Genomic DNA, 23,631 nt, shown 5'->3' with positions numbered 1-23,631 from the left:
ATATGAACTTACCATTCATGGACATCTTTAAGGATTGGGCAAAAGATTATGATACGACGGTCGAGGGGCATGATGAGCAATATCACGAAGTGTTCATCGGATATGAGCAAATGCTCGATGAGGTTGCCCTACACGTCGAAGGGACGGTGCTTGAGTTTGGTGTCGGAACAGGGAACTTGAGTAGCCGGATCTTGAAAGGGCATCCGTTGATTGCGATTGAACCGTCGCCGGAAATGCGACAAATTGCTGTTGAAAAGTTGGGGATTGATGTGCTCGAAGGCGATTTCCTCCGTTATCCGGATTTATCAAACGTAGATACGGTCGTATCGTCGTATGCTTTTCATCACTTGACAGATTCTGAAAAGGCCACGGCCATCGGTCAGTATGTTGAAGGCTGGGAACATCCAAAGTTCGTGTTGCTTGATACGATGTTTGAGTCACCAGCAGCTCGTCAGGACATCATCGATTGGGCGACTGCGAAAGGGTACTCAGACCTCGTCGAAGACTTAAACCCTGAATATTATCCATATACGTCAACGATTCGTTCCATGTTAGAAGCGAACGGGTACAACGTGACGATGACGCAGAGAAACAAGTTTGTCTGGCTCGTAATAGCCACTAAATAACGAGGAGGAATTACTCATGAAAACATATAATGTTGAAAGTTTTAACTTGGATCATACGAAAGTACAGGCGCCTTTTGTCCGTTTAGCTGGTGTGAAAGAGGGAACAGCTGACACGATTTATAAATACGATATTCGTTTCATTCAACCGAACGAAGGACTCATGCCGATGCGCGCGGTTCATTCACTTGAGCATTTGATTGCCGAGAACAGTCGCAATCATTCTGAAGACATCGTCGATATCTCGCCGATGGGTTGCCAGACAGGCTTCTATTGGACGATGCTCAATGATGGGAACTACGAACGAATGCTTGACCTCGTGGAAGCGACGCTGCGTGATGCGATGAACGCTGAGGAACTACCGGCGCAAAACCCTGTTCAATGTGGGAATGCGAATCATCATGATTTCGAAGGTGCCAAAAAATTAGCGGCAGACATGCTCGCAAAACGCGATGAATGGCATATCGTCTTCAAGGATGAGGCATAAGATGATTGTCCGTGACGTCTATGAACTCATCGGAAACACACCGCTCATTGAACTTCGAACGCTTCCTGTACCAGCGAATGTCAAAGTGTACGGGAAGCTCGAGATGATGAATCCAGGTGGGAGTGTTAAAGACCGACTCGGGATGAATTTGATTGAACGGGCGATCGAGCGTGGCGATGTGGCACCCGGTGGAACGGTGATCGAACCGACAGCAGGCAATACGGGGATCGGGCTTGCGCTCGCTTGCCAACGATTCGGGATTCGCCTCATGACGGTCACTCCTGAAAAATTCAGTCAAGAGAAGCAGGCATTGATGCGACTGCTCGGAGCAACAGTCGTCAACACGCCGACGGAACTCGGCATGAAGGGTGCAATCGCAAATGCCATTGAGTTGGCTAAAGAACATGACGCCTATGTCCCAGAACAGTTCTCGAACCCGGATAACCCGGATGCTTACGTCGACATCCTTTCCCATGAGTTGTTGAAAGATGTGCCACAAATTGACGTATTTGTAGCGGGAGCGGGATCAGGTGGCACATTCACCGGTGTCGCCAAATCATTAAAGCCACTTGGAACGAAAACTGTCGTCGTGGAGCCGGTCGGTTCCATTTTGAACGGCGGTGAACCAGGACCACATAAAACAGAAGGAATCGGCGTCGAAAAATGGCCACCCTTTTTGAAGAGGGCTTACGTCGATGCGATTCATACCATTACAGATGAGGAAGCGTTCTACTACGTGGCACATTTAGCGAAGCAGGAAGGTTTGCTCATCGGTAGTTCTTCAGGCGCTGCCATTGCAGCATGTGTAAAAGAAGCGAATCAATTGACGGAAGGCACGATTGTCACCATCTTGCCTGATAGTGCAGAACGATATTTAAGTCAAGGAATTGTCAAGGAGGCAGAACATGCGTACAAAGACAGCACTCATTCACGGCGGTAAAACGACGGACCCGTTGACAGGGGCCGTCACGCCACCGATTTATCAAACGAGCACGTATAAGCAAGACGGGATTGGCAACTTGCGAGAAGGGTACGAGTACTCACGATCAGCAAACCCGACTCGGACGGCATTAGAGACATTGATTGCCGACATCGAAGGCGGCGTGCAAGGATTTGCATTCGGATCTGGGATGGCAGCCATCTCGACGGTGCTTATGTTATTGAAATCTGGAGACCACGTCATCGTCGGGTCTGATGTATATGGAGGAACGTACCGTGTATTCAATCGAGTATTTCAGTCACGAGGCTTGGAAGCAACTTTTGTCGATACATCCGATGAAACAGCGGTTCGGGATGCGCTTCAAGCGAACACGAAAATGATTTATGTCGAGACGCCGACAAATCCGCTCTTAAACGTGACGGACATTCGAGCGATGCGTAAGATTGCCGATGAAGCAGACGTGTTGCTCGTCGTGGACAATACGTTTATGACCCCTTACTTCCAAAATCCAATCGAACTTGGAGCAGACTACGTCCTTCACAGTGCCACAAAGTACTTAGGCGGACATAGTGACGTCGTAGCGGGACTTGTTGTCGCGCGAACGGAAGAGCAGGGCGAAGCTTTGGCGTTTCTTCAAAACTCAGTTGGCGCAGTTCTTGGACCACAAGATAGCTTCCTTGTTGTTCGGGGAATTAAGACGCTAGCTGTTCGAATGGAGGAGATTGAATCGAATGCACGTGCATTGGTTGAATTCCTTCAATCGAACGAGTCTGTATCACGCGTGCTCCACCCAAGTGTATCCAGTGAGGAAGCGAAGCGGATTCATTTATCACAGGCACGTGGATTCGGTGGGATGATCGCATTTGATGTCGGTTCAGCGGAAGCGGCAGAAATGATGGTCGCGAAGACGAAATACTTCACGCTCGCAGAAAGTTTAGGAGCGGTTGAGAGTTTGATCAGTGTCCCGGCACGCATGACACATGCGTCGATTCCAGCCGAACGTCGAGCGGAACTTGGCATCACCGATGGGCTCGTTCGTATTTCGGTCGGACTTGAAGACATTGATGACTTGATTGAAGACTTGGCGCAAGCATTAACGGCAATTGAACAAGTGAGACAATAAACGGTCAGGGCGCGATTTCGCGTCCTTTTTTCATGAAACAAAAGTCTTGTATCGGGAGTCTTTCATCGACTAAACTGTTTTTAACTTGTAAGAGAGCGGGTGAACGTGTGAATAAGGGAGTATGGACGACAGTCGGAGCCTACGTCATGTGGGGCGTCCTTCCGATTTATTGGAAATTTTTGCAAGAAGTACCGAGCGGTCAAATTTTAGCACATCGAATCGTTTGGTCATTTTTATTTATTCTGCTCGTTCTGCGATGGACAAATCAGTGGAAAGAGTTCGGTTACGCCCTGCGACACCGTGCTACACGAAACGCATTCATGTTGAACGGATTCATCGTCAGTGCCAACTGGTTTGTATACATATGGGCTGTCAATCACGGATATATCATTGAAGCTTCTCTCGGGTACTACATCAATCCTCTCGTCAGTATGGTGTTAGGGGTGCTTGTCTTTCGGGAATTATTAAATCGAGTCCAATGGATGGCCGTTGGGATCGCGTCAATCGGCGTCCTCGTCTTGACGTTAGGGTATGGTACGTTCCCCTGGATTTCATTCGTCTTGGCGAGTACCTTTGGATTTTATGGGATGGTGAAGAAGCGCCGTCCTCTTGCTTCAACGGTCAGCCTAGGAATCGAAACGCTAGCAGTGGTCCCGGTGGCATTGCTCTTCCTCGGAAATCAAGTTGTCACCGACAATATTGCGTATAACATGTCGCCTGTCATTTGGATCGCCCTTCTTGGAACGGGTGTGGTCACGGCGTTACCTCTTCTCCTATTCGGATACGGGGCACAACATATCCCGTTCACGCTTGTCGGGTTTCTTCAATTCATCGCACCGACACTTAGCTTGATCATCGGGGTCGTCATGTACCATGAACCGTTCACGGCATATCATGTCTTTGCCTTCACCTGCATTTGGCTCGCTATTTTCTTCTTTAGTTGGAACAGTTGGGTCGTCGCTCGTAAACGTCGTCAGTTGATTTAGGTTTGAAAGCTGTTACATCTCGAAAAAACATGGTAATATGTTAGATGTCAGACTTATTTGTCAGAGGAGGAAATGAATCATGGAATTAGCCCGTTATATCGACCACACAGCTTTAAAGGCTGAAACAACAAAAGATCAAATTACAACACTTTGTGCAGAAGCGCTCGAATACAAATTCGCAAGCGTTTGTGTCAACCCGACATGGGTCAAATATGCAGCAGAACAACTCAAGTCAGATGATGATGTCAAAGTATGTACAGTCATCGGTTTCCCACTTGGTGCAAACACGCCTGAGGTAAAAGCATTTGAAACAAAAGATGCGATTGCCAATGGCGCAGATGAAGTAGACATGGTCATCAACATCGCAGCACTCAAAGATGCTGACTACGATCTCGTAGAACGTGACATCCGTGCGGTTGTCGAAGCGGCAAACGGTACACTCGTCAAAGTCATCTTCGAAACATGCATGCTTACAAAAGAAGAAATCAAAAAAGCTGCCGAACTTTCAGTGAAAGCTGGAGCAGACTTCGTCAAAACATCGACTGGTTTCTCGACTGGTGGCGCGACAGTTGAAGACATTCGCCTCATGCGTGAGACGGTCGGACCTGACATCGGCGTAAAAGCTTCAGGTGGCGTCCGTGACTTCGAAGGTGCGAAAGCGATGATCGATGCTGGTGCGACACGTATCGGTGCTTCAGCAGGTATCGCGATTGTCACTGGTGGACGTTCAGACAGCGACTATTAATAAGTGGTTGACCACACGACTTAATTTCACTATAATATGATATGACGTGTGAAACACGTTTCCTTAGTCGTGTAATTCGGAGGGAGGGAAAACTAGTGGAAACTCGTGTCCGTAAAAACGAATCGCTTGAAGACGCTCTTCGTCGTTTCAAACGCGGTGTTTCGAAAGATGGCACACTTGCCGAAGTTCGTAAACGTCGTCACTACGAAAAGCCAAGCGTAAAACGTAAATTGAAATCAGAAGCTGCGCGTAAGCGTAAGAAATTCTGATTCCAGTTTCATTTGTAGAGAGGGTGTTGGCTCATGAGTCTTCAAGAACGCTTGACGGACGACATGAAGCAAGCCATGCGCGCGAAACAAAAGGATCGTCTTACGACAATCCGGATGGTCAAAGCGTCGCTCCAAAATGAGGCTATCAAACTAGGTCGTCAAGATCTTACCGAGGAAGAGGAACTCACGGTGCTCAACCGAGAGATGAAACAGCGCAGAGACTCCCTCCGAGAATTCGAAAGCGCTGGTCGTGAAGACCTTGCTTCCAAAGTAGCAGAAGAGATTGTCGTCCTAGAAGCCTATATGCCTGAACAACTTTCAGAAGATGAAGTGACCGCCATCGTCCAAGCAGCAATTGCTCAAACGAATGCAGCCGCTCCATCAGATATGGGTAAGGTGATGGGCGTCGTCATGCCGCAAGTCAAAGGCAAGGCAGACGGTGGTCTTGTGAATCGAATCGTCAAACAACAATTGACGAATTGATGAAAAAAGCAGTTACTTTTCGGGAAACCGAAAGTTTCTGCTTTTTTTTGCGTATTCTGAAACCACATTCAATCTTGTTTCGTATACACTAGAGATAGGAGATAGCTTTGAATTTGGAAGGGGGTAGCAAGACGATGACATTTGGTCTCGGAGTGATTCTGACAGTCTTTTTCGTCGGAGTCGTCCTTCTTGGAATTGAAGTGTTCGTAGCAGGGTTTGGATTGTTCGGTTTGCTTGGGATCGGAGCCGTCGTTGCGAGTTTGATTATGGCTGGTGCGACGATCGGTCAACTGTGGCTATCGATTGGTCTCGCGGCAGCAGTGCTAACAGGTCTCGGCTTTTGGGCATACCGCCGCTTGAGTACGAATCGTCCGCTCATTTATAAAGGGTTGATTTTGACGGATTCGACATCGACTGAAAAAGGCTACTTGTCCCACGAAGATCGAAAACAGCTTCTCGGCAAAGTGGGAGTCACCTTGACACCACTTCGCCCAGCCGGTACTGCCGAAATCGACGGAGAACGACTTGATGTCGTGACGGAAGGTGGCTATCTCGATCAGCAGACAAAAATTCAGGTTTATAAAGTGGATTCTGGACGGATTGTCGTTCGAAGCTTTGTAGAACCGAAGGAGGATGTAACAGAATGACACCAGAATTACTGACAACGTTACTCATTACAGGTGGAGGATTGATTGCACTTGCCGTATTCTTCACGTTCGTACCAGTCGGACTATGGATCAGTTCGTTTGCAGCGGGCGTTCACGTCTCAATCTTCACGTTGATTGGGATGCGCCTTCGTCGCGTTATTCCTTCGAAAATCGTGAACCCGTTGATTAAAGCGGTTAAAGCAGGAATTGAATTAAACACGAACCAGCTTGAGAGTCACTTCTTGGCTGGTGGTAACGTAGACCGCGTTGTGAACGCATTGATTGCGGCGCACCGTGCGAACATTGAATTGTCGTTCGAACGTGCTGCTGCCATCGATTTGGCAGGACGAAACGTGCTCGAGGCTGTACAGATGTCCGTTAACCCGAAAGTCATTGAGACGCCGTTTATTGCGGGTGTCGCGATGGACGGGATTGAAGTGAAGGCAAAAGCACGCATTACCGTACGTGCGAATATCGATCGTCTCGTCGGTGGTGCGGGAGAAGAGACGATTATCGCCCGTGTCGGTGAAGGGGTCGTGTCGACAATCGGTTCACAAAACAACCACAAGCACGTACTAGAGAATCCGGATATGATTTCACGGACTGTCCTCACAAAAGGTTTGGATTCAGGAACAGCGTTTGAGATTCTTTCGATTGATATTGCCGACATCGATATCGGTAAGAACATCGGTGCGGTCTTGCAGACGGACCAAGCAGAAGCAGATAAGAAAATCGCTCAAGCGAAGGCGGAAGAACGTCGCGCGATGGCGATTGCGCGCGAACAAGAAATGAAATCTTCAGTAGAAGAAATGCGTGCGAAAGTTGTCGGTGCCGAAGCGGAAGTCCCACTCGCGATGGCAGAAGCGTTACGAAACGGAAAGCTTGGTGTCATGGATTACGTGAACTACTTGAACGTTCAAGCGGATACAGAAATGCGAAAAGCGATTGGGGCACCTGTCGATTCTGAATCAGATAATGAGTGATTGATATGGATGGACTATGGGTACTCTTGTTAGCCGCCTTCGGAATTGCCTCGGCAGTGATGAAACGGCTCGAAAAATCATCGTCCTCTGGAGACCGTCCTCAAAGCAGTGAACTGAAACGCTATTTGGATTCGGTAGGGGACGTCATGAAAGAGATTGAAACGGCATTCGATGACTCGGACGAAAAACCAGCACCACAAAAGGTGAGGCGTCGAGTCGCTCGAACGGTAGAAGAACGACCGACTCCACGTGAACGTCAAGTCGAGATGCCGAAAGTGAGCGCGCAATTCGAACAAGCGGTTAAAATTCCACCGATTCAAAAGGAAAAGAAACCGAGACAACTGAACGTTTCACAAAAGCGAATGCGGGAAGCTGTCATTTGGAGTGAGGTATTACAACCTCCTATCTCGAAACGGAAGAAGTGAACGGAAGGCAGTGACGTCATGTTACTGCCTTTTGCGCGTGGAAATTACGCGGTCTTTCTTTCACGATAGGCGTGATAGTGCTAAAGTAAAAGAGGAATAACCGATTTTAATGAGGGGGCAATGCATCCATTGATTATGACTGATAAAATACCATTCGTCATGGAACATGCGAACGAAGCACAAGCTTTACTCGGACCGAAAGATGAAGTATTCCAGGCGATTGAAACAGAATTGAAAGTGGCACTCATCCCAAGGGGTGAGGAGTTGATTATTCAAGCCGATACACTTGAGGCTCTTGAATTAACGAAACAAGTGATCATCACCTTGCAGACGTTAGTGAAAAAAGGTGCACGTCTAAATGAAAGTGATGCCATTAGCGTCATCCAGCACATTCAAGTCGGAAAGGGAGATGAACTGCTCGAACATTATGAACGAGTTGTTTTTACGACGAATAAGGGGAAACCGATTCGTGCCAAGACAGTAGGTCAAAGCCGGTATGTTCGTGCGATTGAACGACGTGATCTCGTCTTTGGTATCGGACCAGCCGGAACAGGAAAGACGTACCTAGCTGTCGTACTTGCGGCGCGTGCCTTAAAAGAAGGGCAAGTCAAACGGATCATCTTGACGCGTCCTGCCGTTGAAGCGGGAGAGAACCTTGGATTTTTACCGGGAGATTTAAAAGAGAAAGTGGACCCGTATCTCCGCCCATTATACGACGCCCTATTTGATGTGTATGGCGTGGAACAGACGAACCGTTTGTTAGAACGGGGCACGATTGAAGTGGCTCCGCTCGCTTATATGCGTGGACGCACGTTAGAAGATGCGTTCGTCATCTTGGATGAGGCCCAGAATACAACAAAAGAACAGATGAAGATGTTTTTGACGCGACTCGGTTTTGGATCGAAAATGGTGGTCACAGGGGATTTGACCCAAGTCGATTTACCGAAAGGCAAGGCATCGGGGTTACAGGAAGCGTTACGCCTGTTAGAAGGTGTGGATGGTATTCATTTTGAACACTTCAGTGCGTCTGACGTCGTCCGTCATCCGCTCGTTAAGAAAATCATCAACGCCTATAGTACGGACCTCACTTAAATGTACGGGTGAGGTCACCAGATCGTGAAAGGGGGGGCACGAATGCAGCAAGCTAAAAACTGGACAGTCGCGACCATCTCGTTGATTTTCTTTCTCTTATTAGGCGCCATTCTATACTTTACCGTGCGCCCATCCATCATCAGTGTGGAACCGCTTGGGATTGCCGAACAGGATATTCGGTCTCCGATCACGGTTGAGGACCGTGTTGCGACCGAACGATTGAAACAAGAAGTGACAAATGGTGTCGGCAGTCAATTCTCCTTGAGAAAAGAATTTGCAGACCAACAAATCGCTAAAGTCGAGCAGTTGTTCGCAGCATTCGATCAGACGGATGAGGAGACTGAACTGGCGGACATTAAAAACCGTCTAAATTCTACAGAGGCGAACGGGGTATTAGCTGATGAAGAGTTGAATTCGCTTCTTGAAGCGAGTGAGGACACTCGACAAACGGTAGAAGATGTCACAGTCACTGCGTTACAACAAGTGATGGACGACCGGATTGAGACGAGTAATGAAGCGGTCGCTGCGGCTCGAGACCGAGCAGCAGCGATTATCGATCAATCGCCGCTCTCGTTTGAGTTCCGCGCCATTTCGAAAACGTTAAGCGATGAACTCATCGTACCGAACTATGTATTTGACTCTGAGGCGACCCGTCAAAAAGAACAAGAGGCCGTCGATGCTGTCGATCCTGTCATCATTCAAGAAGGACAGTTACTCGTCAGTCAAGGTGAGGTGGTGACTCGAGAGATATATCGGAAATTAGAGCTATCTGGAGCCATCGATCCGAATCGTTCCCTTGCACCATTATTCGGGTCATTCTTGCTCAGCGCATTGTTGACCGGTGGGTTTCTATTCATGCTCATCCGCTCGAAAATCAAAGACCTGTTACTGAGTCCGAAAATCTTAGTGACGGTCTATGGCTTGCTACTTTTACAACTCGGCGTCTTTTTTGGTGTCGGATATATCGGTGTCGATTTTACGACATATGCCTATATTTTAGCGCCGACAGCGTTCGTCGTATTGCTTCTACGCATCTTGATCGATGAACGAGTTGCGCTCGCCTCGGCCTTCATTACGATGATTGCCGGGAGTGTCGTTGTCACATTCGGACAGAGCACGAATTTCATGACGCTCGTGTATGTGGCGACGGGTAGTTTTCTAGCTGTCTTTTTAGTTGAACCGAAAATTCAGCGGAAGCGACTATTCTTATCAGGGGTGTTGCTCGGTTTCGTCAACATCATCATGGTCATCGCGTTACTCTTACTTCGGAACGTGCAAGTTTCCTGGGAAATGGCGATGTATCTTTCTGGATTTGCCGTCATTAGCGCCTTGCTCTCCATTGTCTTGACGTTTGGCTTCCTGCCATTTTTGGAACCGTGGTTTGGCGTCTTGTCTTCTGGTCGACTTGTGGAATTGATGAGTCCGACGCATCCGCTGCTGCGGAAACTTTTAATGGAGGCACCTGGTACGTATCATCATAGTATGATGGTGGCGAACTTGGCAGAGTCCGCATGTGAGGCGATTGGCGCAGATGGTCTTCTCGCACGTGTCGCAAGCTATTATCACGATCTTGGGAAGACGGAGCGTCCCCTTCATTTCATTGAAAATCAACAAGGTGGAGGGAATCCTCATGATCGCTTGACGCCTGAAGAATCGGCAGACATTATTATGGCTCATCCTTATGACGGAGCGGATCTGTTGCGACGTTATAAGTTACCGAAAGAAATCATCGATATAGCAGAGCAGCATCACGGAACGTCTTTATTGAAATATTTCTACGTTAAAGCGAAGGAAGATCCTGATAAAGAGGTGTTAGAGTCTCGTTTCCGCTACCCAGGTCCAAAGCCACAATCGCGCGAGGCTGCCGTTGTCATGATCGTCGATTCAATCGAAGCGGCTGTCCGTTCGCAGAAACAACCGACGCCAGAAAAAATCCGAATGCTCGTTCGAACCATTATTCGTGACAAGTTGGCGGATGGGCAGTTCGAAGAATGTGAATTGACGACGAAAGAAATTTGGCGCGTCGGAGAGAGCGCGTGTGAGACGCTGACCGGCTTGTTCCACGAACGAATCGAATACCCAGAATTAAAGAAAGAGGGAGAATTACATGCAAATCATCTCGAACGATGAACATGAATTGTTAACTACATCTCAAATCGAGCTCGTCGAGTCGATTTTACAACATGCCGCCCAACTAGAAGAGGTGGAAGAGCCGAGCGAATTGTCGGTCACGTATTTAACAAATGCGGAAATCCATGAAGTGAACCGAGAATGGCGAGGCAAAGATGCCCCGACCGATGTCATCAGTTTCGCATTTGATGAGATGGGGGATGACGAGATGGATTTCATGCTCGATGAAGATGAGCCACATCTTCTCGGTGACCTCGTCATCTCGGTAGAACGTTGCCGAGAACAGGCAGCTGACTATGGTCATTCGTTTGAGCGGGAGCTCGGCTTTTTAGCAATTCATGGGTTCCTCCATCTGCTTGGGTATGATCATATGACACCTGAGGAAGAAGCGGAGATGACGGCAAGGCAAGAAGAAGTGCTCACTCATTTTGAGTTGAAGCGAGGCAACGTGTGAGACCGTTCCGTGTGGCATGTGAGGGAATCCTCCATGCCGTTCGTTCGGAACGGAACATGCGACTCCATCTCCTGTCGGCTTTTTTCGTATTCGTCTTTACCATCTGGTTACAACCGACAAGACTCGAGATCGTCATCTTGTTCGGTTGGGTGATTGCCGTTATTAGCATGGAAATGATGAATACGGCAATCGAACGAACGGTTAATCTCGTGACAGAAGACGTCCATCCACTCGCGAAGCAAGCGAAAGATGTTGCAGCAGGAGCCGTTTTAGTTACTTCACTTGGTGCTGCCGTAACGGCGCTCATAATATTCGGTCCACGGCTATGGAACATGCTATACTAATAGTTCTGAAATAGAGAAAGCAGGTGCATTATGTATCAAGAAGATTTTAAATCCGGATTCGTCTCGATTATCGGACGACCGAACGTCGGGAAATCGACATTCTTAAACCGTGTGATCGGACAAAAGATTGCCATCATGTCGGATAAACCACAAACGACACGAAATAAGGTGCAAGGTGTGTACACAACCGATGATTCCCAAATCATCTTCATCGATACACCAGGGATTCATAAACCGAAACACCGTCTTGGCGACTTCATGATGAAAGTGGCGACGAACGCATTACGCGAAGTTGATGCGATTCTCTTCATGGTGAACGTGACGGAACCGCGTGGAGCTGGCGACGACTTTATTATTGAGAAACTCAAAGGGCTCGACACACCGCTTATTCTCGTCATGAACAAGATCGATTTAATCCATCCGGATGAACTTCCGAAAGTGATTGAACAATATACGAACGAATTGGATTTCGCGGCGTACGTCCCGATTTCGGCGCTACAAGGCAACAACGTCGAACCGCTCTTAGGTGAGATCAAGAAATTGTTGCCTGAAGGACCGATGTATTATCCGGCCGATCAAGTGACGGACCACCCGGAGCGTTTCATTATCTCAGAGATGATTCGTGAGAAAGTGTTGCATAAGACACGCGATGAAGTCCCTCATTCGATTGCTGTAGCCATCGAATCGATCAAGAAACGTGAGAACTCTGAGATGATTGATGTCGAAGCCGTGATCATGGTGGAGCGTGATTCGCAAAAAGGAATCATCATCGGAAAAAAAGGGGCTATGCTTCGTGAAATCGGAACAGACGCGCGCCATGATATCGAAGCGCTTCTCGGGACTAAAGTTTATTTGAACCTATGGGTAAAAGTGCAGAAAGACTGGCGTAACAAGATGGGTCAGCTTCGTGATCTCGGTTTCCGCGACGACGAGTATTGAGCCATGTTACAAAAAGTCACGGGAATCGTCGTTCGTACCGTTAATTATGGGGAATCGAATAAAGTCGTGACATTGTTTACAGAGGAACTTGGCAAAGTCGCGATCATGGCACGGGGTGCAAAGAAACCGGGTAGCCGGTTTCACGCCTCGAGTCAGCCGTTTGTGGAAGGTGTCTATATCTTTCCGTCTAGCCGAGGACTCGCTCAGTTAAAATCATCTGACGTCATGACGTCTTATCCTGAAATCCGAAAAGATGTCGAACGGATGGCATATGCGATGTATTGGTTAGAACTTGTTGATCGGTCTGTCGAGGATCGTGTCCAAAATCGTCCATTGTTTCGAATATTACGGGATGCCTTGCAGGCACTGAATGCGGGCATGGACGCAGATGTCATCACGCACTATGTTGAATTACGTATTTTGCATCTATTAGGTGTCGCCCCAGTCTTGACGGGATGTGTGCGCTGTGGAGATGTGACGGATCCCATGTACTTCTCTGTCGCGTCCGGTGGCTTTTTATGTGCGCGACATCCAGAAGAAGGAGTGATTCGGCTGTCCGAACGATTGGCGAAACTACTTTATTTGATGAGTAAGCACGAATTGTCAGAGTTTCGGAACGTTCCGCTATCGGATGAGTCCAGAGTCCTTTTGCGCCAGCTCTTTGATGCGTATATGGAATCGTATAGTGGACTACGATTGAAGACGAAGCGGGTGCTCGATCAAATGATTCGACTTCATCTGAATGAGGATTGACTTTTTATAGTGAATTCGATACGATGATGTACGATTAGACAAATGAAATAGCGTGCGCGATGAAGGAAAAAAGTAACTCTTCCTGTCATGAATGAAGCGAGTCCGGGGCGGTGTGAGCCGGGTATCATGAGAAGAGCGAATGGCGATTCTAGAGCGCCCACATCTTTTAAGAGTGGTCCCATTATTGGGGCAAGTAGGGTGGAACCGCGGGAATCAATCCCGTCCCTATGTGCTAGGCACATAGGGGCGTTTTTTGTCGTTTCAATACTATTGGAGGTGTCATTAATGAAGCACATGACAGTGCAAGAAATCATTCTCACGCTACAAAACTTTTGGGCGTCAAAAGGTTGTTTGACGATGCAGGCGTACGATGTGGAAAAAGGGGCCGGGACGATGAACCCGATGACATTCCTTAGAAGCCTTGGGCCAGAACCGTGGAACGTCTGTTATACCGAACCGTCACGCCGTCCAGCTGACGGTCGTTACGGAGAAAACCCGAACCGTCTTTACCAGCACCATCAGTTTCAGGTGATCATGAAGCCGTCACCAAACAACATTCAAGAGTTGTACTTGGAGAGTCTTGAACTGATTGGCATCAATCCGCTTGAGCATGACATCCGTTTCGTCGAAGATAACTGGGAAAACCCGACGTTCGGAGCAGCAGGTCTCGGTTGGGAAGTTTGGTTGAACGGAATGGAAATCACGCAGTTCACGTACTTCCAACAAGTCGGTGGAATCGAGTGTGACCCGATTGCCGTGGAAATCACATACGGACTTGAACGCCTCGCGTCATACATTCAAGAAGTAGAAAGTGTATTCGATCTTGTCTGGACAGACGGATTCAAATACGGCGACATTTTCTATCAACCAGAATTTGAACATTCGAAATATACGTTCGAACTGTCTGACGTCGACATGTTGTTCACGTTATTTGATACGTATGAGAAAGAAGCGAAGCGTGCGCTTGAAGAAAACCTTGTCTTCCCTGCATACGATTACATTCTAAAATGTTCGCACACGTTCAACTTGTTGGACGCGAAAGGCGCCATTTCTGTGACGGAACGTACCGGCTTCATCCAGCGTGTCCGGAACATGTCGCGTGCGTGTGCCGCTAAATTTATTGAAGAACGGGAACGCCTTGGATTCCCACTTTTGAAACAAGAGAAAGCAGGTGACTTGAATGCGTGACCTTCTGTTAGAGATTGGATTAGAGGAACTGCCAGCTCAATATGTCTTGCGTTCAGAGAAACAGTTGGCGGAACGTGTTGATGCGTTCTTAAAAGAGGCGCGTGTTGATTTTGGCTCAATCGAAGTGTACTCGACACCACGTCGTTTGGCTGTCATCGTTCGGGATGTGGCTGAAACGCAACAAGATTTGACAGAAACCCTTCGTGGACCTGCCAAAAAGATTGCACAAGATGCGGAAGGTAACTGGTCGAAAGCGGCACAAGGTTTTGCGCGTGGCCGCGGATTGACAGTAGAAGATCTCTATTTCGCAGAAGAAAAAGGAGTCGAGTACGTCTTCGCGGAACGCCATGAAAAGGGACAAGAGACGCTCTCGCTATTGAACGGTCTTGAAGATGTAGTCCGTAGCTTGACGTTCCCGAAAAACATGAAATGGGGAACGAGCAGCCTACGGTATATGCGCCCGATTCGTTGGTTGATCGCCCTCTTTGGTCAAGACATCATCGACTTCACAATCGAAGGTGTGAACACGAATAACGTAACGCGTGGGCATCGTTTCCTCAGTAAAGGGGACGTGGTCATCTCATCACCTGCCGAATATGTCCAGACATTAGAGTCTGCTTTTGTCATGGCGAACTACGAGATGCGTAAAGCTGAAATCGAACGTCAAATTCAAGAGCTTGCCACGAAACAAGGATGGACGATCCCACTTGATGCCGACTTGCTTGAGGAAGTGACAAACTTAGTCGAATGGCCGACCGCTCTCTTCGGGGAATTTGATGAAGCGTACCTCGACTTGCCTGAAGAAGTATTGATCACAACGATGAAAGAGCATCAACGTTATTTCCCGGTCTATCTCGACGGAACGTTGAAAAACTATTTTGTGACGGTACGAAACGGGAATGCCGAGCACCTTGAAAATGTAGCGCGCGGTAACGAGAAAGTCATTCGGGCCCGTCTTGCGGATGCCGTGTTCTTCTATGAAGAAGACAAAAAGACGAAAATCGATGATCAGCTCGGACGTCTCGATCGCATCGTCTTCCATGAAAAATTGGGAACGACTGGTGCGAAAGCGCGTCGTGTGACGAAAATCGCTCAGGAACTTGCACCGTTGTTCGAGGCAGACCTTGAAAAAGTAAGCCGTGCTGGTGCCATTCATAAATTTGATCTCGTGAGCCAGATGGTATACGAGTTCACAGAACTTCAAGGAATCATGGGTGAGAAATATGCACTCCAACAAGGTGAAGACAAGGAAGTGGCAGCGGCAATCCGTGAGCATTACATGCCACGCTTTGCTGGGGACGCTTCTCCAGAGACGGCAACGGGTGCCGTTCTTGCCCTTGCCGACAAATTAGACTCGATTGCAGCATTCTTTGGCATCGGGATGATTCCGAGCGGTTCACAAGACCCGTTCGCGCTTCGTCGCCAGGCCCAAGGTGTCGTTCAGATTCTTGGAGATTGGAAGATTGATCTCTCAATCGACACGTTGCTTTCAAAAGTTGTCGAATTACAACTGGAAGCAGGACTCTATGAAGCCGATAAAGAACAAGTTAAGGCACAACTAGATGAGTTCTTTAAATTGCGCTTGAAATATCGCCTGCAAGAACAGCAGGTTCGTTATGATGTGATTGACGCCGTATTGACGACCTCATTGACGGTTGTGCGACTCGATGCTCGCGCAGACGCGATTCAAGAATTTGTATCGACGGATGCGAAGGCGTTGATTGAGCAATTGTCGCGCGTCGTGAACATTTCGAAAAAAGGTGAAGCGGGAGATGTCGATCCTTCCTTGTTTGAGAACGATCATGAGATTGCATTGCATGATGCGATTGAACAGACCGCTCCTGCAACAGCCGAAGCTGTCGAGATGGGAGATTACAAGAAAGCGCTCGACCTTCTACAACAACTCGAATCACCGATTATGATGTACTTCGAACATACAATGGTTATGAGTGATGATGAGGCGGTCCGCAAAAACCGTCTCCATGAAATGAACCGACTTGCAACGACGATTAAGCGTGTCGCAGATTTCAACGCGCTCGTACTCTAAACAAACTAGAGGGGGTTGGCTATGCAACTGAATGAACGCCAACAAAAAATCGCCGAGATCGTGAAGGAGAACGGGCCGATCACAGGGGAACAAATCGCACAAGAGCTCTCATTGACACGTGCGACCCTGCGGCCTGACCTCGCTATTTTGACGATGACAGGCATACTTGAAGCTAGACCTCGTGTCGGCTACACGTTCGTTGGCAAACGGAATTCGTCGATGCTACGAGAAAAGTTAGATTCGCTGACCGTAGGCGACTTCATGTCTTCTGCGAAAGTCGTACGGGATGAGATGACGGTATATGATGCGATTGTCACGTTGTTCTTAGAAGATGTCGGCTCATTGTTCGTTGTCGGACGTGACCGGGAGTTAGTCGGAGTTTTATCTCGTAAAGACCTCCTTCGTGCGGCCATCGGAAATCAAGACTTAGACCAGTTACCCGTCAACGTCATCATGACCCGCATGCCGAACATTACAGTATGTGAGAAAACAGAAACGTTGATTCGAGCTGGGATGAAATTGATTGAGAAACAAATCGATGCCATGCCCGTCGTAGAAGAAAAAGATGGGAAATTGATTGTACTGGGCCGTATGACGAAGACCAATATGACGAAGGTGCTCATTGCGTTAGCGAACGATGAGTCGATCTGAGGAGGAAATCGAATTGACTACGAAACAACTCGTGTTCGTTGTAAGTGACTCGGTCGGAGAGACGTGTGAACTCGTCGTCCGCGCAGCGAGTATCCAATTCCACGAGAATGCGATCGAAACCCTTCGCATTCCGTTCGTCGAAGATGAGCAGACGATTATCGATGTCGTCACGCAAGCAAAAGCACAACAGGCCATCATTGCGTTCACGCTCGTTAATGAGGAACATCGCGCCCTTCTCATGCGACTTGGTAAAGCGCATCAAGTGAAAACGGTTGATTTGCTCGGAGATTTGCTCGATGTATTATCTAGCCAATTGAAAGAAGCGCCACGTGAAAAGCCGGGGCTCATCTATCGATTGGATGATGATTACTTCCGAAAAATCGAGGCGATGGAGTTTGCCGTCAAGTATGACGATGGTCGGGACCCACGTGGCCTGAAAAAAGCTGATATCGTGTTGGTCGGTGTTTCTCGAACGTCAAAGACGCCGCTATCTCAATATCTGGCACTGAAACGATATAAAGTCGCGAACGTGCCACTCGTTCCAGAATCGAGACCGCCTGAGGAATTGTTTGATTTGCCTGCTGAACGATGTGTCGGGTTGATCATCTCCCCGGAAAAGCTGATTTCAATCCGAATGGAACGTCTCAAATCGCTAGGTTTGAAGCCGGAAGCAGATTATGCGCAGCTAGAGCGAATCAATCGTGAACTCGAGTATGCGCGTGGTATTTATGAACGAATCGGTTGCGATGTCATCGATGTGACGAACAAAGCAGTTGAAGAAACGGCAGGGATCATCTTGCGTCATCTTGAACAGTCTAAAGATGATTGAATGAGTAAGTGTTTCAATTAGTAATCATTGCTTCAAGAGGGTATAATAGAGTATTGACAGTACAGTGAAACGGAACGTGATGAGCGTTCCGTTTCGTTGCGAGATTGGAAACAGGGAGTGGTCAACATGCCACGAATACCAGATGAAGTCATCGCAGAAGTGAAACAAGCGACCGATATCGTAGAATTGATTGGCGAACGTGTCGAATTAAAGAAACAAGGACACCGCCTTGTCGGATTATGTCCGTTTCATTCCGAAAACTCACCTTCTTTCTCCGTTTCACCTGAAAAAGGGATGTATCACTGTTTCGGTTGTGGCGCCGGCGGAAATGTATTTACGTTCGTGATGGAAACCGAGGGATTGTCGTTTCCTGAGACGGTCGAACGCTTGGCAACACGGGCGAATATTTCGGTAGACGGGATCCAAGGGGACGAGGAACTGACGCGAGAACAGGTATGGCGCAAACAGATGCGTGATGCGCATCGCCTTGTCGCTGACTTGTATCATGAAGTGTTGATGAAAACAGAAGCTGGAGAAGTGGGCTTAACGTATTTACGGGATCGTGATCTGGCTGAAGAGACGATTGCGCAATACAAGATCGGTTTTGCCCCAGACCAACGACGCTTTACTGTCGAGCTGTTGGAGCGGCGCGGGTTTGATTTAGAAGTAATGGTTGAGGCAGGTTTGATTTCAAAGTCGAAGTCCGGTGAATATTTTGACCGATTTGAAGGACGGGTCGTCTTTCCGATTGCGGATCGAGACGGCACCATCGTTGGCTTCAGTGGACGAGCGATTGATGATCGACAACCAAAATATGTGAATACGGCTGAGACGCCACTCTTCAATAAGAGCGAGTTATTGTTCGGCTTCTCTCAAGCCCGGGCGACGATGCGTAAGAAAAAGCGTGTCTTCCTCGTTGAAGGGAACGTTGACGTTTTACAAGTCGCGCAAGCGGGCACACAAGAAGTTGTGGCATCGCTCGGAACCGCGTTCTCTCCTCAACATGCGAGGGCGCTATCCCGCATCGTGGATGAAGTCATTATCTGTTATGACGGAGACCACGCGGGACAAGAAGCGACACAAAAAGTCATTCGGCTCTTAGAAGCGTCTCCACTCGATGTACAAGTTTTGCCACTACCGGAAAAGACGGACCCAGATGACTATATCCGTCAGCATGGGGCAACTCACTGGCAGCAGTTTATTGAAACTGAGCAGTTGAGTGTTCTCGATTTTATGAATCGCATGTACCGGCGAGGAAAAAACTTGAACCGAGAAGGAGAACGGATTCGCTTTATTGAATCTATGCTTGAAGAGATCGGGAAGACAAATGATTCGATTCGAAGAGATTTATATGTGAAGAAACTGTCGGATGAGTTTGAGATTCCGCTAGAGACGCTCCGTTCGAGAATTCCTCGTCCGACGTCAAGTGAATCAACTCCCAACCGTGCGATGGAACCTGTAGAGCCGGTACGGAAGCGTTCGAGTAAAACAGGTGAGCCTCGTTGGATGAAAGCCGAGAAGTACTTGTTGCGTGCGATGTTGACGGGACCGGAGCAGGTCCGTTTCGTACGCGACCGTTTAGGGCTTCGTTATCAAGATGAAACCCATCGTATGTTAGGGTCAGCATTGTATGAAATCGTATCCGATACGATGACACAGGATGAGTTTGATCAAATCACGCTTTCGTTCATGGAGCGTTATTGCGATCAACGCCCTGATTATGCGATGCGTTTTGCAGAGATCCGTCTGATGGCTGGACCGGATGAACTGTCTGAAGAGGTTTTAGACGAATACATTCGGGTGATAAACAGTTATGAGGAGCAACGTCAAATCGAGCGTGCAAAAAGGGAAATCGCTCAAGACGCCGAAAGTATTGTAGACCAGGCGTCCAAGCTACAAGAATTGATTGCCCGTAGTCGTCGTCTTCGAGAACGATGATCGTGGATGAAGTTTGGAAGGAGTTGAACTGCTAGATGGCAGAGAAGAAGAAAGAGGATTTATTTAACGCCATAGAGGAACTTGAAAAGTTAGGTAAGAAAAAAGGCGTCGTCTCAATGCAAGCAATCCAAGATCGCCTTAGTCACTTCGAGGTGGATTCGGATTTCATCGATAACTTCATCGAAGATTTAGAGGCTAAAGACATCCGTGTCACAGAAGATGCTGCGGACGCAGAAGAAACACCTGCGAAAAAAGAGGATGAAGAAGTCGATTTGAACGACTTATCAGTACCTCCTGGAATCAAAATCAACGACCCGGTTCGGATGTATTTAAAAGAAATCGGACGTGTCGACCTTCTAAGTGCGAAAGATGAGACGGAGCTCGCTAAACGAATCGAGCAAGGGGACGAAGAAGCGAAAAAACGTCTCGCAGAAGCGAACCTACGTCTCGTCGTGTCGATTGCGAAGCGTTATGTCGGTCGTGGGATGCTCTTCCTTGATTTGATTCAAGAAGGGAACATGGGACTCATTAAAGCGGTCGAAAAATTCGACTACATGAAAGGGTTCAAATTCTCGACGTATGCGACGTGGTGGATTCGCCAAGCCATCACACGTGCGATTGCTGACCAAGCCCGTACGATTCGTATTCCTGTACACATGGTGGAAACAATCAACAAATTGATTCGTGTCCAACGTCAATTGCTTCAAGACCTCGGTCGCGAACCTTCTCCGGAAGAGATTGCCAAAGAGATGGAACTCACACCTGAGAAAGTCCGTGAAATTCTAAAGATTGCCCAAGAACCTGTTTCTTTAGAGACACCGATTGGGGAAGAAGACGATTCACATCTCGGTGACTTCATCGAAGACCAAGATGCGATGGCTCCTCAAGATGCGGCAGCCTATGAATTGTTGAAAGAGCAATTAGAAGACGTGTTGGATACGTTGACAGACCGTGAAGAGAACGTCCTTCGCCTGCGTTTCGGACTAGACGATGGCCGCACACGCACACTCGAAGAAGTTGGTAAAGTATTCGGTGTCACACGTGAGCGGATTCGTCAAATCGAGGCGAAAGCCCTTCGTAAATTGCGTCACCCGAGCCGTTCCAAACGCTTGAAAGACTTCCTCGATTAATTTCATATTTGAATAAAGTGTGAAGTTTTAGAAGAAAGGAAGGAAAATGAGTGATTTTCCTTCCTTCTTTATTATTTTTTGAGTAAAATAGTGTTGGATAGAAATTTGGAATGAACATGAGGGGGAACTACAATGCGTAATCCATTGTTACCGTTTGCGGCAATCGCAATCGTCGCAATTATTGCCATGGTATCATTATCGTATTTTGGGGTGAATCAGGCGCAACAAGCGGCTGAAGGTCCGGCAGTCACTGAAATGAACCCAGAAGAGTTGTATGCTGCTAAGGGTTGCACAGGTTGCCACGGCGGAAACCTTGAAGGTGGCGTCGGTCCAGCACTTACAGGTGTCGGCGATCGTCTTTCACCAGAAGAAATCGCAAACATCATCGTCAACGGTCAAGGTGCGATGCCAGCAGGTCTTGCATCCGCTGAAGAAGCTGAAGTGCTTGCGAACTGGTTGATTGAACAATAAGAGGTGACGCACTCCATGATGGGGTGCGTTTTTTGTTGTCGAACTGTAGAGAATTCGATACGCTAGGGAAGAAGTAGAACAAAGGAGTTGTCTGTATGCAAGAACGTGTCATGTTAGACCGACGATTGAAGCAGGTTGTCGATTATATCCCAAAAGGAAGTGTGCTCGCCGATATTGGTTCGGATCATGCGTATGTCCCATGCTATGCCTTTCAGCAAGGAATCATTTCAAAAGGAATCGCGGGTGAAGTGAACGTTGGGCCGATGGAAGCTGCGAGAGCACAAGTCGATTTGATTGGGGCAGGTGATACCATTGATGTACGCCTTGGCGATGGTCTTGCTGTCTTACAGCCCAATGAAGCGACGTGTATCTCGATTTGCGGGATGGGCGGCAGTTTGATTCGCTCCATTCTCGAAGCGGGTCAAGATAAGCTCGGTGCGGTCGAACGGCTCGTCCTTCAACCGAACGTTGATGGGCAACACGTACGAAGCTGGCTGCTTGAACATGGATATGTCCTTGTCGAAGAGGCAATTGTGGAAGAAAATGATAAGGTTTACGAAATCCTTGTCGGAGAAAAAGGAACTGAGTCCATTTATAGTGACGAGTCGGACGAGCGCATGTGGCAGTTGTTATTCGGTCCATATCTCGTTCAAGAGCGACCAGAAGCATTTAAACTCAAGTGGAGTCGTGAAGCTGATAAGCTCGATTATGTGCTTGGACAGATGGCAGCTGGCATTCAATCGGAAGCCTTGATTCAAAAACAAGTGGAGTTCAAACGGATGCGTGACAAGATGAGAGAGGTGAGTCAGTAATGGCGAACGGCAATCAAGTGATTCAATTGTTTGAGGAATTTGCACCGAAACATTTGGCGGTCGAAGGGGATAAAATCGGCTTGCAGATTGGGTCGCTCAACAAAGAAGTCAAACGGGTCATGGTCACGCTTGATGTACTTGAATCGGTTGTGGATGAAGCGATTGAGAAACAAATCGATTTGATTATCGCGCATCATCCACCCATCTTTAGTCCGTTAGCTCAAGTCAATGACCGTTCCACGGCTGGGAAGATTACGATGAAATGTATTCAGCACGATATCGCGGTCTATGTCGCTCATACGAATTTAGACGTATGCAGCGGTGGTGTGAACGATTGGATGAGTGAGGCGATTGGTCTCCGAGATACGAAAGTACTCGTCCCGACCTATGAGGAGCCGGTCTATAAACTAAGTGTATTCGTTCCATCCACGCATGCGCATGACGTATCCCGGGCTCTAGGAAAAGCGGGTGCAGGACATATTGGTGACTATGCGGACTGTCAGTTCCGTGTTTCCGGAACGGGGCAATTCACTCCGCTCGAGGGGACAGATCCCTTCATCGGTCGCCCGCATGAAACGGAACAAGTGGACGAGGTGAAAATCGAAACGGTCGTTCGGGAGAGTCAGAAGAAACGTGTACTAAAAGCAATGAAAGACGCCCATCCATATGAGGAAGTGGCGTATGACCTCATGCGCGATGAAATCGAGGGTCATGTATTTGGGCTAGGGCGAATCGGTCGACTTGAACAGGCCATGACACTTGAACAGTTTGCCGAACACGTGAAAACAAGCTTTGGGGTTGAGGGCGTGCGAGTCGTCGGAGACCCGGGGCGCTCGATTGAAAAAGTTGCCGTATTAGGTGGAGACGGGAATAAGTATGTGTCTACTGCGCATTTCAAAGGTGCAGATGCATATGTGACGGGTGATTTATATTTCCACGTGGCTCATGATGCGATGGCGCTTGGACTTGCAGTCGTAGACCCGGGACATCATGTTGAGAGTATCATGAAACAAGGTGTGATCGACGTGCTCAGCAAAAAGTTTGAAAAAGCGAAAATCAATGTCGACTTGATTCAATCTGTTGCCAACACGAATCCGTTTCAATTCAAGTAAAGCCTAAAAATCCCCCATCCTCTGAGAGAA

At 48.0% G+C, this 23,631-nt stretch carries 26 protein-coding genes; all 26 read left to right on the top strand.

From position 1 onward, the window contains the following. Nucleotides 1–2 precede the first annotated feature (2 nt). The gene (locus KNO71_RS01570; RefSeq protein ID WP_214686984.1) at nucleotides 3–626 is read left to right on the top strand and encodes a class I SAM-dependent methyltransferase; all 624 of its coding nucleotides are present in this window, start codon (nucleotides 3–5) and stop codon (nucleotides 624–626) included. 16 nt (nucleotides 627–642) lie between these two features. After that, nucleotides 643–1,110: an S-ribosylhomocysteine lyase gene (locus KNO71_RS01565; protein WP_012726660.1), complete on the top strand. Its 468-nt coding sequence runs from the start codon at nucleotides 643–645 to the stop codon at nucleotides 1,108–1,110. Between the two features lies 1 nt (nucleotide 1,111). Further along, entirely contained in the window at nucleotides 1,112–2,050 is a 939-nt protein-coding gene (locus tag KNO71_RS01560) for a PLP-dependent cysteine synthase family protein (protein ID WP_214686982.1), read from the top strand. Continuing rightward, nucleotides 2,016–3,173: a bifunctional cystathionine gamma-lyase/homocysteine desulfhydrase gene (locus KNO71_RS01555; RefSeq protein WP_214684005.1), complete on the top strand. Its 1,158-nt coding sequence runs from the start codon at nucleotides 2,016–2,018 to the stop codon at nucleotides 3,171–3,173. Before KNO71_RS01560 ends, KNO71_RS01555 begins: the two co-directional genes overlap by 35 nt. A gap of 107 nt (nucleotides 3,174–3,280) precedes the next feature. Next, nucleotides 3,281–4,159 carry an EamA family transporter RarD gene (rarD, locus tag KNO71_RS01550; protein ID WP_214686980.1) on the top strand — a complete coding sequence of 293 codons (879 nt, stop codon included), beginning with the start codon at nucleotides 3,281–3,283 and terminating at the stop codon, nucleotides 4,157–4,159. Between the two features lie 79 nt (nucleotides 4,160–4,238). Further along, the gene (deoC, locus tag KNO71_RS01545) at nucleotides 4,239–4,904 is read left to right on the top strand and encodes a deoxyribose-phosphate aldolase (protein WP_012726656.1); all 666 of its coding nucleotides are present in this window, start codon (nucleotides 4,239–4,241) and stop codon (nucleotides 4,902–4,904) included. A 74-nt stretch (nucleotides 4,905–4,978) separates the two neighbouring features. Beyond that, nucleotides 4,979–5,173, top strand: coding sequence for a 30S ribosomal protein S21 (rpsU, locus tag KNO71_RS01540; RefSeq protein ID WP_029334745.1), 195 nt, complete (start codon nucleotides 4,979–4,981; stop codon nucleotides 5,171–5,173). 33 nt (nucleotides 5,174–5,206) lie between these two features. Beyond that, on the top strand, nucleotides 5,207–5,656 hold the full coding sequence (locus tag KNO71_RS01535; protein WP_074036596.1) for a GatB/YqeY domain-containing protein: 450 nt from the start codon (nucleotides 5,207–5,209) through the stop codon (nucleotides 5,654–5,656). 134 nt (nucleotides 5,657–5,790) lie between these two features. Further along, nucleotides 5,791–6,303, top strand: coding sequence for an NfeD family protein (locus KNO71_RS01530; RefSeq protein ID WP_031423231.1), 513 nt, complete (start codon nucleotides 5,791–5,793; stop codon nucleotides 6,301–6,303). Beyond that, a complete protein-coding gene (gene floA / locus KNO71_RS01525) occupies nucleotides 6,300–7,286 on the top strand; it encodes a flotillin-like protein FloA (RefSeq protein ID WP_012726653.1) in 987 nt (328 codons plus the stop codon). The genes KNO71_RS01530 and floA overlap by 4 nt, the downstream gene beginning before the upstream one ends. 5 nt (nucleotides 7,287–7,291) lie before the next feature. Further along, entirely contained in the window at nucleotides 7,292–7,711 is a 420-nt protein-coding gene (locus tag KNO71_RS01520; protein WP_078147158.1) for a hypothetical protein, read from the top strand. Between the two features lie 120 nt (nucleotides 7,712–7,831). Then, on the top strand, nucleotides 7,832–8,803 hold the full coding sequence (locus KNO71_RS01515) for a PhoH family protein (RefSeq protein ID WP_074036604.1): 972 nt from the start codon (nucleotides 7,832–7,834) through the stop codon (nucleotides 8,801–8,803). 42 nt (nucleotides 8,804–8,845) lie between these two features. After that, nucleotides 8,846–10,933, top strand: a complete 2,088-nt coding sequence (locus KNO71_RS01510; RefSeq protein WP_078147157.1) for an HD family phosphohydrolase — start codon at nucleotides 8,846–8,848, stop codon at nucleotides 10,931–10,933. Then, nucleotides 10,911–11,387, top strand: coding sequence for an rRNA maturation RNase YbeY (gene ybeY / locus KNO71_RS01505; protein ID WP_074036606.1), 477 nt, complete (start codon nucleotides 10,911–10,913; stop codon nucleotides 11,385–11,387). Before KNO71_RS01510 ends, ybeY begins: the two co-directional genes overlap by 23 nt. Continuing rightward, a complete protein-coding gene (locus tag KNO71_RS01500; RefSeq protein ID WP_214686978.1) occupies nucleotides 11,384–11,731 on the top strand; it encodes a diacylglycerol kinase family protein in 348 nt (115 codons plus the stop codon). Before ybeY ends, KNO71_RS01500 begins: the two co-directional genes overlap by 4 nt. Before the next feature lie 30 nt (nucleotides 11,732–11,761). Continuing rightward, on the top strand, nucleotides 11,762–12,670 hold the full coding sequence (era, locus tag KNO71_RS01495; protein WP_214686977.1) for a GTPase Era: 909 nt from the start codon (nucleotides 11,762–11,764) through the stop codon (nucleotides 12,668–12,670). A gap of 3 nt (nucleotides 12,671–12,673) precedes the next feature. Then, a complete protein-coding gene (gene recO, locus KNO71_RS01490; protein WP_078147154.1) occupies nucleotides 12,674–13,423 on the top strand; it encodes a DNA repair protein RecO in 750 nt (249 codons plus the stop codon). 294 nt (nucleotides 13,424–13,717) lie between these two features. Continuing rightward, entirely contained in the window at nucleotides 13,718–14,611 is an 894-nt protein-coding gene (gene glyQ / locus KNO71_RS01485; protein WP_196431848.1) for a glycine--tRNA ligase subunit alpha, read from the top strand. Continuing rightward, a complete protein-coding gene (gene glyS / locus KNO71_RS01480) occupies nucleotides 14,604–16,658 on the top strand; it encodes a glycine--tRNA ligase subunit beta (RefSeq protein WP_214684008.1) in 2,055 nt (684 codons plus the stop codon). Before glyQ ends, glyS begins: the two co-directional genes overlap by 8 nt. 21 nt (nucleotides 16,659–16,679) lie before the next feature. Then, entirely contained in the window at nucleotides 16,680–17,309 is a 630-nt protein-coding gene (gene ccpN, locus KNO71_RS01475) for a transcriptional regulator CcpN (RefSeq protein WP_078147152.1), read from the top strand. After that, nucleotides 17,296–18,138: a pyruvate, water dikinase regulatory protein gene (locus KNO71_RS01470; RefSeq protein ID WP_078147151.1), complete on the top strand. Its 843-nt coding sequence runs from the start codon at nucleotides 17,296–17,298 to the stop codon at nucleotides 18,136–18,138. The genes ccpN and KNO71_RS01470 overlap by 14 nt, the downstream gene beginning before the upstream one ends. 126 nt (nucleotides 18,139–18,264) lie before the next feature. Next, nucleotides 18,265–20,076, top strand: coding sequence for a DNA primase (dnaG, locus tag KNO71_RS01465; protein WP_214684009.1), 1,812 nt, complete (start codon nucleotides 18,265–18,267; stop codon nucleotides 20,074–20,076). A gap of 35 nt (nucleotides 20,077–20,111) precedes the next feature. After that, nucleotides 20,112–21,206: an RNA polymerase sigma factor RpoD gene (gene rpoD, locus KNO71_RS01460; protein WP_012726640.1), complete on the top strand. Its 1,095-nt coding sequence runs from the start codon at nucleotides 20,112–20,114 to the stop codon at nucleotides 21,204–21,206. Nucleotides 21,207–21,338: 132 nt separating this feature from the next. Beyond that, entirely contained in the window at nucleotides 21,339–21,677 is a 339-nt protein-coding gene (gene cccA, locus KNO71_RS01455; protein ID WP_012726639.1) for a cytochrome c550, read from the top strand. A gap of 95 nt (nucleotides 21,678–21,772) precedes the next feature. Further along, nucleotides 21,773–22,489 (top strand): tRNA (adenine(22)-N(1))-methyltransferase, encoded by a 717-nt coding sequence (locus KNO71_RS01450; RefSeq protein WP_214684010.1) that lies wholly within the window; start codon nucleotides 21,773–21,775, stop codon nucleotides 22,487–22,489. Next, nucleotides 22,489–23,601, top strand: coding sequence for a Nif3-like dinuclear metal center hexameric protein (locus tag KNO71_RS01445; protein ID WP_214686975.1), 1,113 nt, complete (start codon nucleotides 22,489–22,491; stop codon nucleotides 23,599–23,601). Before KNO71_RS01450 ends, KNO71_RS01445 begins: the two co-directional genes overlap by 1 nt. The last annotated feature ends 30 nt before the right edge of the window (nucleotides 23,602–23,631 follow it).

The organism is Exiguobacterium sp. s163 (assembly GCF_018617135.1).
In the GTDB taxonomy this organism is placed as follows: domain Bacteria; phylum Bacillota; class Bacilli; order Exiguobacteriales; family Exiguobacteriaceae; genus Exiguobacterium; species Exiguobacterium profundum.
Note: the sequence above shows the minus strand (reverse complement) of the source record. Positions and strands in the feature narration are given on the sequence as shown.

Coding starts and splice junctions, on each gene's coding strand:
- KNO71_RS01570 (WP_214686984.1), top strand. CDS start 3: ATGAACTTACCATTCATGGACATCTTTAAGGATTGGGCAAAAGATTAT.
- KNO71_RS01565 (WP_012726660.1), top strand. CDS start 643: ATGAAAACATATAATGTTGAAAGTTTTAACTTGGATCATACGAAAGTA.
- KNO71_RS01560 (WP_214686982.1), top strand. CDS start 1,112: ATGATTGTCCGTGACGTCTATGAACTCATCGGAAACACACCGCTCATT.
- KNO71_RS01555 (WP_214684005.1), top strand. CDS start 2,016: ATGCGTACAAAGACAGCACTCATTCACGGCGGTAAAACGACGGACCCG.
- deoC (WP_012726656.1), top strand. CDS start 4,239: ATGGAATTAGCCCGTTATATCGACCACACAGCTTTAAAGGCTGAAACA.
- KNO71_RS01535 (WP_074036596.1), top strand. CDS start 5,207: ATGAGTCTTCAAGAACGCTTGACGGACGACATGAAGCAAGCCATGCGC.
- KNO71_RS01530 (WP_031423231.1), top strand. CDS start 5,791: ATGACATTTGGTCTCGGAGTGATTCTGACAGTCTTTTTCGTCGGAGTC.
- floA (WP_012726653.1), top strand. CDS start 6,300: ATGACACCAGAATTACTGACAACGTTACTCATTACAGGTGGAGGATTG.
- KNO71_RS01520 (WP_078147158.1), top strand. CDS start 7,292: ATGGATGGACTATGGGTACTCTTGTTAGCCGCCTTCGGAATTGCCTCG.
- KNO71_RS01515 (WP_074036604.1), top strand. CDS start 7,832: ATGCATCCATTGATTATGACTGATAAAATACCATTCGTCATGGAACAT.
- KNO71_RS01510 (WP_078147157.1), top strand. CDS start 8,846: ATGCAGCAAGCTAAAAACTGGACAGTCGCGACCATCTCGTTGATTTTC.
- ybeY (WP_074036606.1), top strand. CDS start 10,911: ATGCAAATCATCTCGAACGATGAACATGAATTGTTAACTACATCTCAA.
- era (WP_214686977.1), top strand. CDS start 11,762: ATGTATCAAGAAGATTTTAAATCCGGATTCGTCTCGATTATCGGACGA.
- recO (WP_078147154.1), top strand. CDS start 12,674: ATGTTACAAAAAGTCACGGGAATCGTCGTTCGTACCGTTAATTATGGG.
- glyQ (WP_196431848.1), top strand. CDS start 13,718: ATGACAGTGCAAGAAATCATTCTCACGCTACAAAACTTTTGGGCGTCA.
- glyS (WP_214684008.1), top strand. CDS start 14,604: ATGCGTGACCTTCTGTTAGAGATTGGATTAGAGGAACTGCCAGCTCAA.
- ccpN (WP_078147152.1), top strand. CDS start 16,680: ATGCAACTGAATGAACGCCAACAAAAAATCGCCGAGATCGTGAAGGAG.
- KNO71_RS01470 (WP_078147151.1), top strand. CDS start 17,296: ATGAGTCGATCTGAGGAGGAAATCGAATTGACTACGAAACAACTCGTG.
- dnaG (WP_214684009.1), top strand. CDS start 18,265: ATGCCACGAATACCAGATGAAGTCATCGCAGAAGTGAAACAAGCGACC.
- rpoD (WP_012726640.1), top strand. CDS start 20,112: ATGGCAGAGAAGAAGAAAGAGGATTTATTTAACGCCATAGAGGAACTT.
- cccA (WP_012726639.1), top strand. CDS start 21,339: ATGCGTAATCCATTGTTACCGTTTGCGGCAATCGCAATCGTCGCAATT.
- KNO71_RS01450 (WP_214684010.1), top strand. CDS start 21,773: ATGCAAGAACGTGTCATGTTAGACCGACGATTGAAGCAGGTTGTCGAT.
- KNO71_RS01445 (WP_214686975.1), top strand. CDS start 22,489: ATGGCGAACGGCAATCAAGTGATTCAATTGTTTGAGGAATTTGCACCG.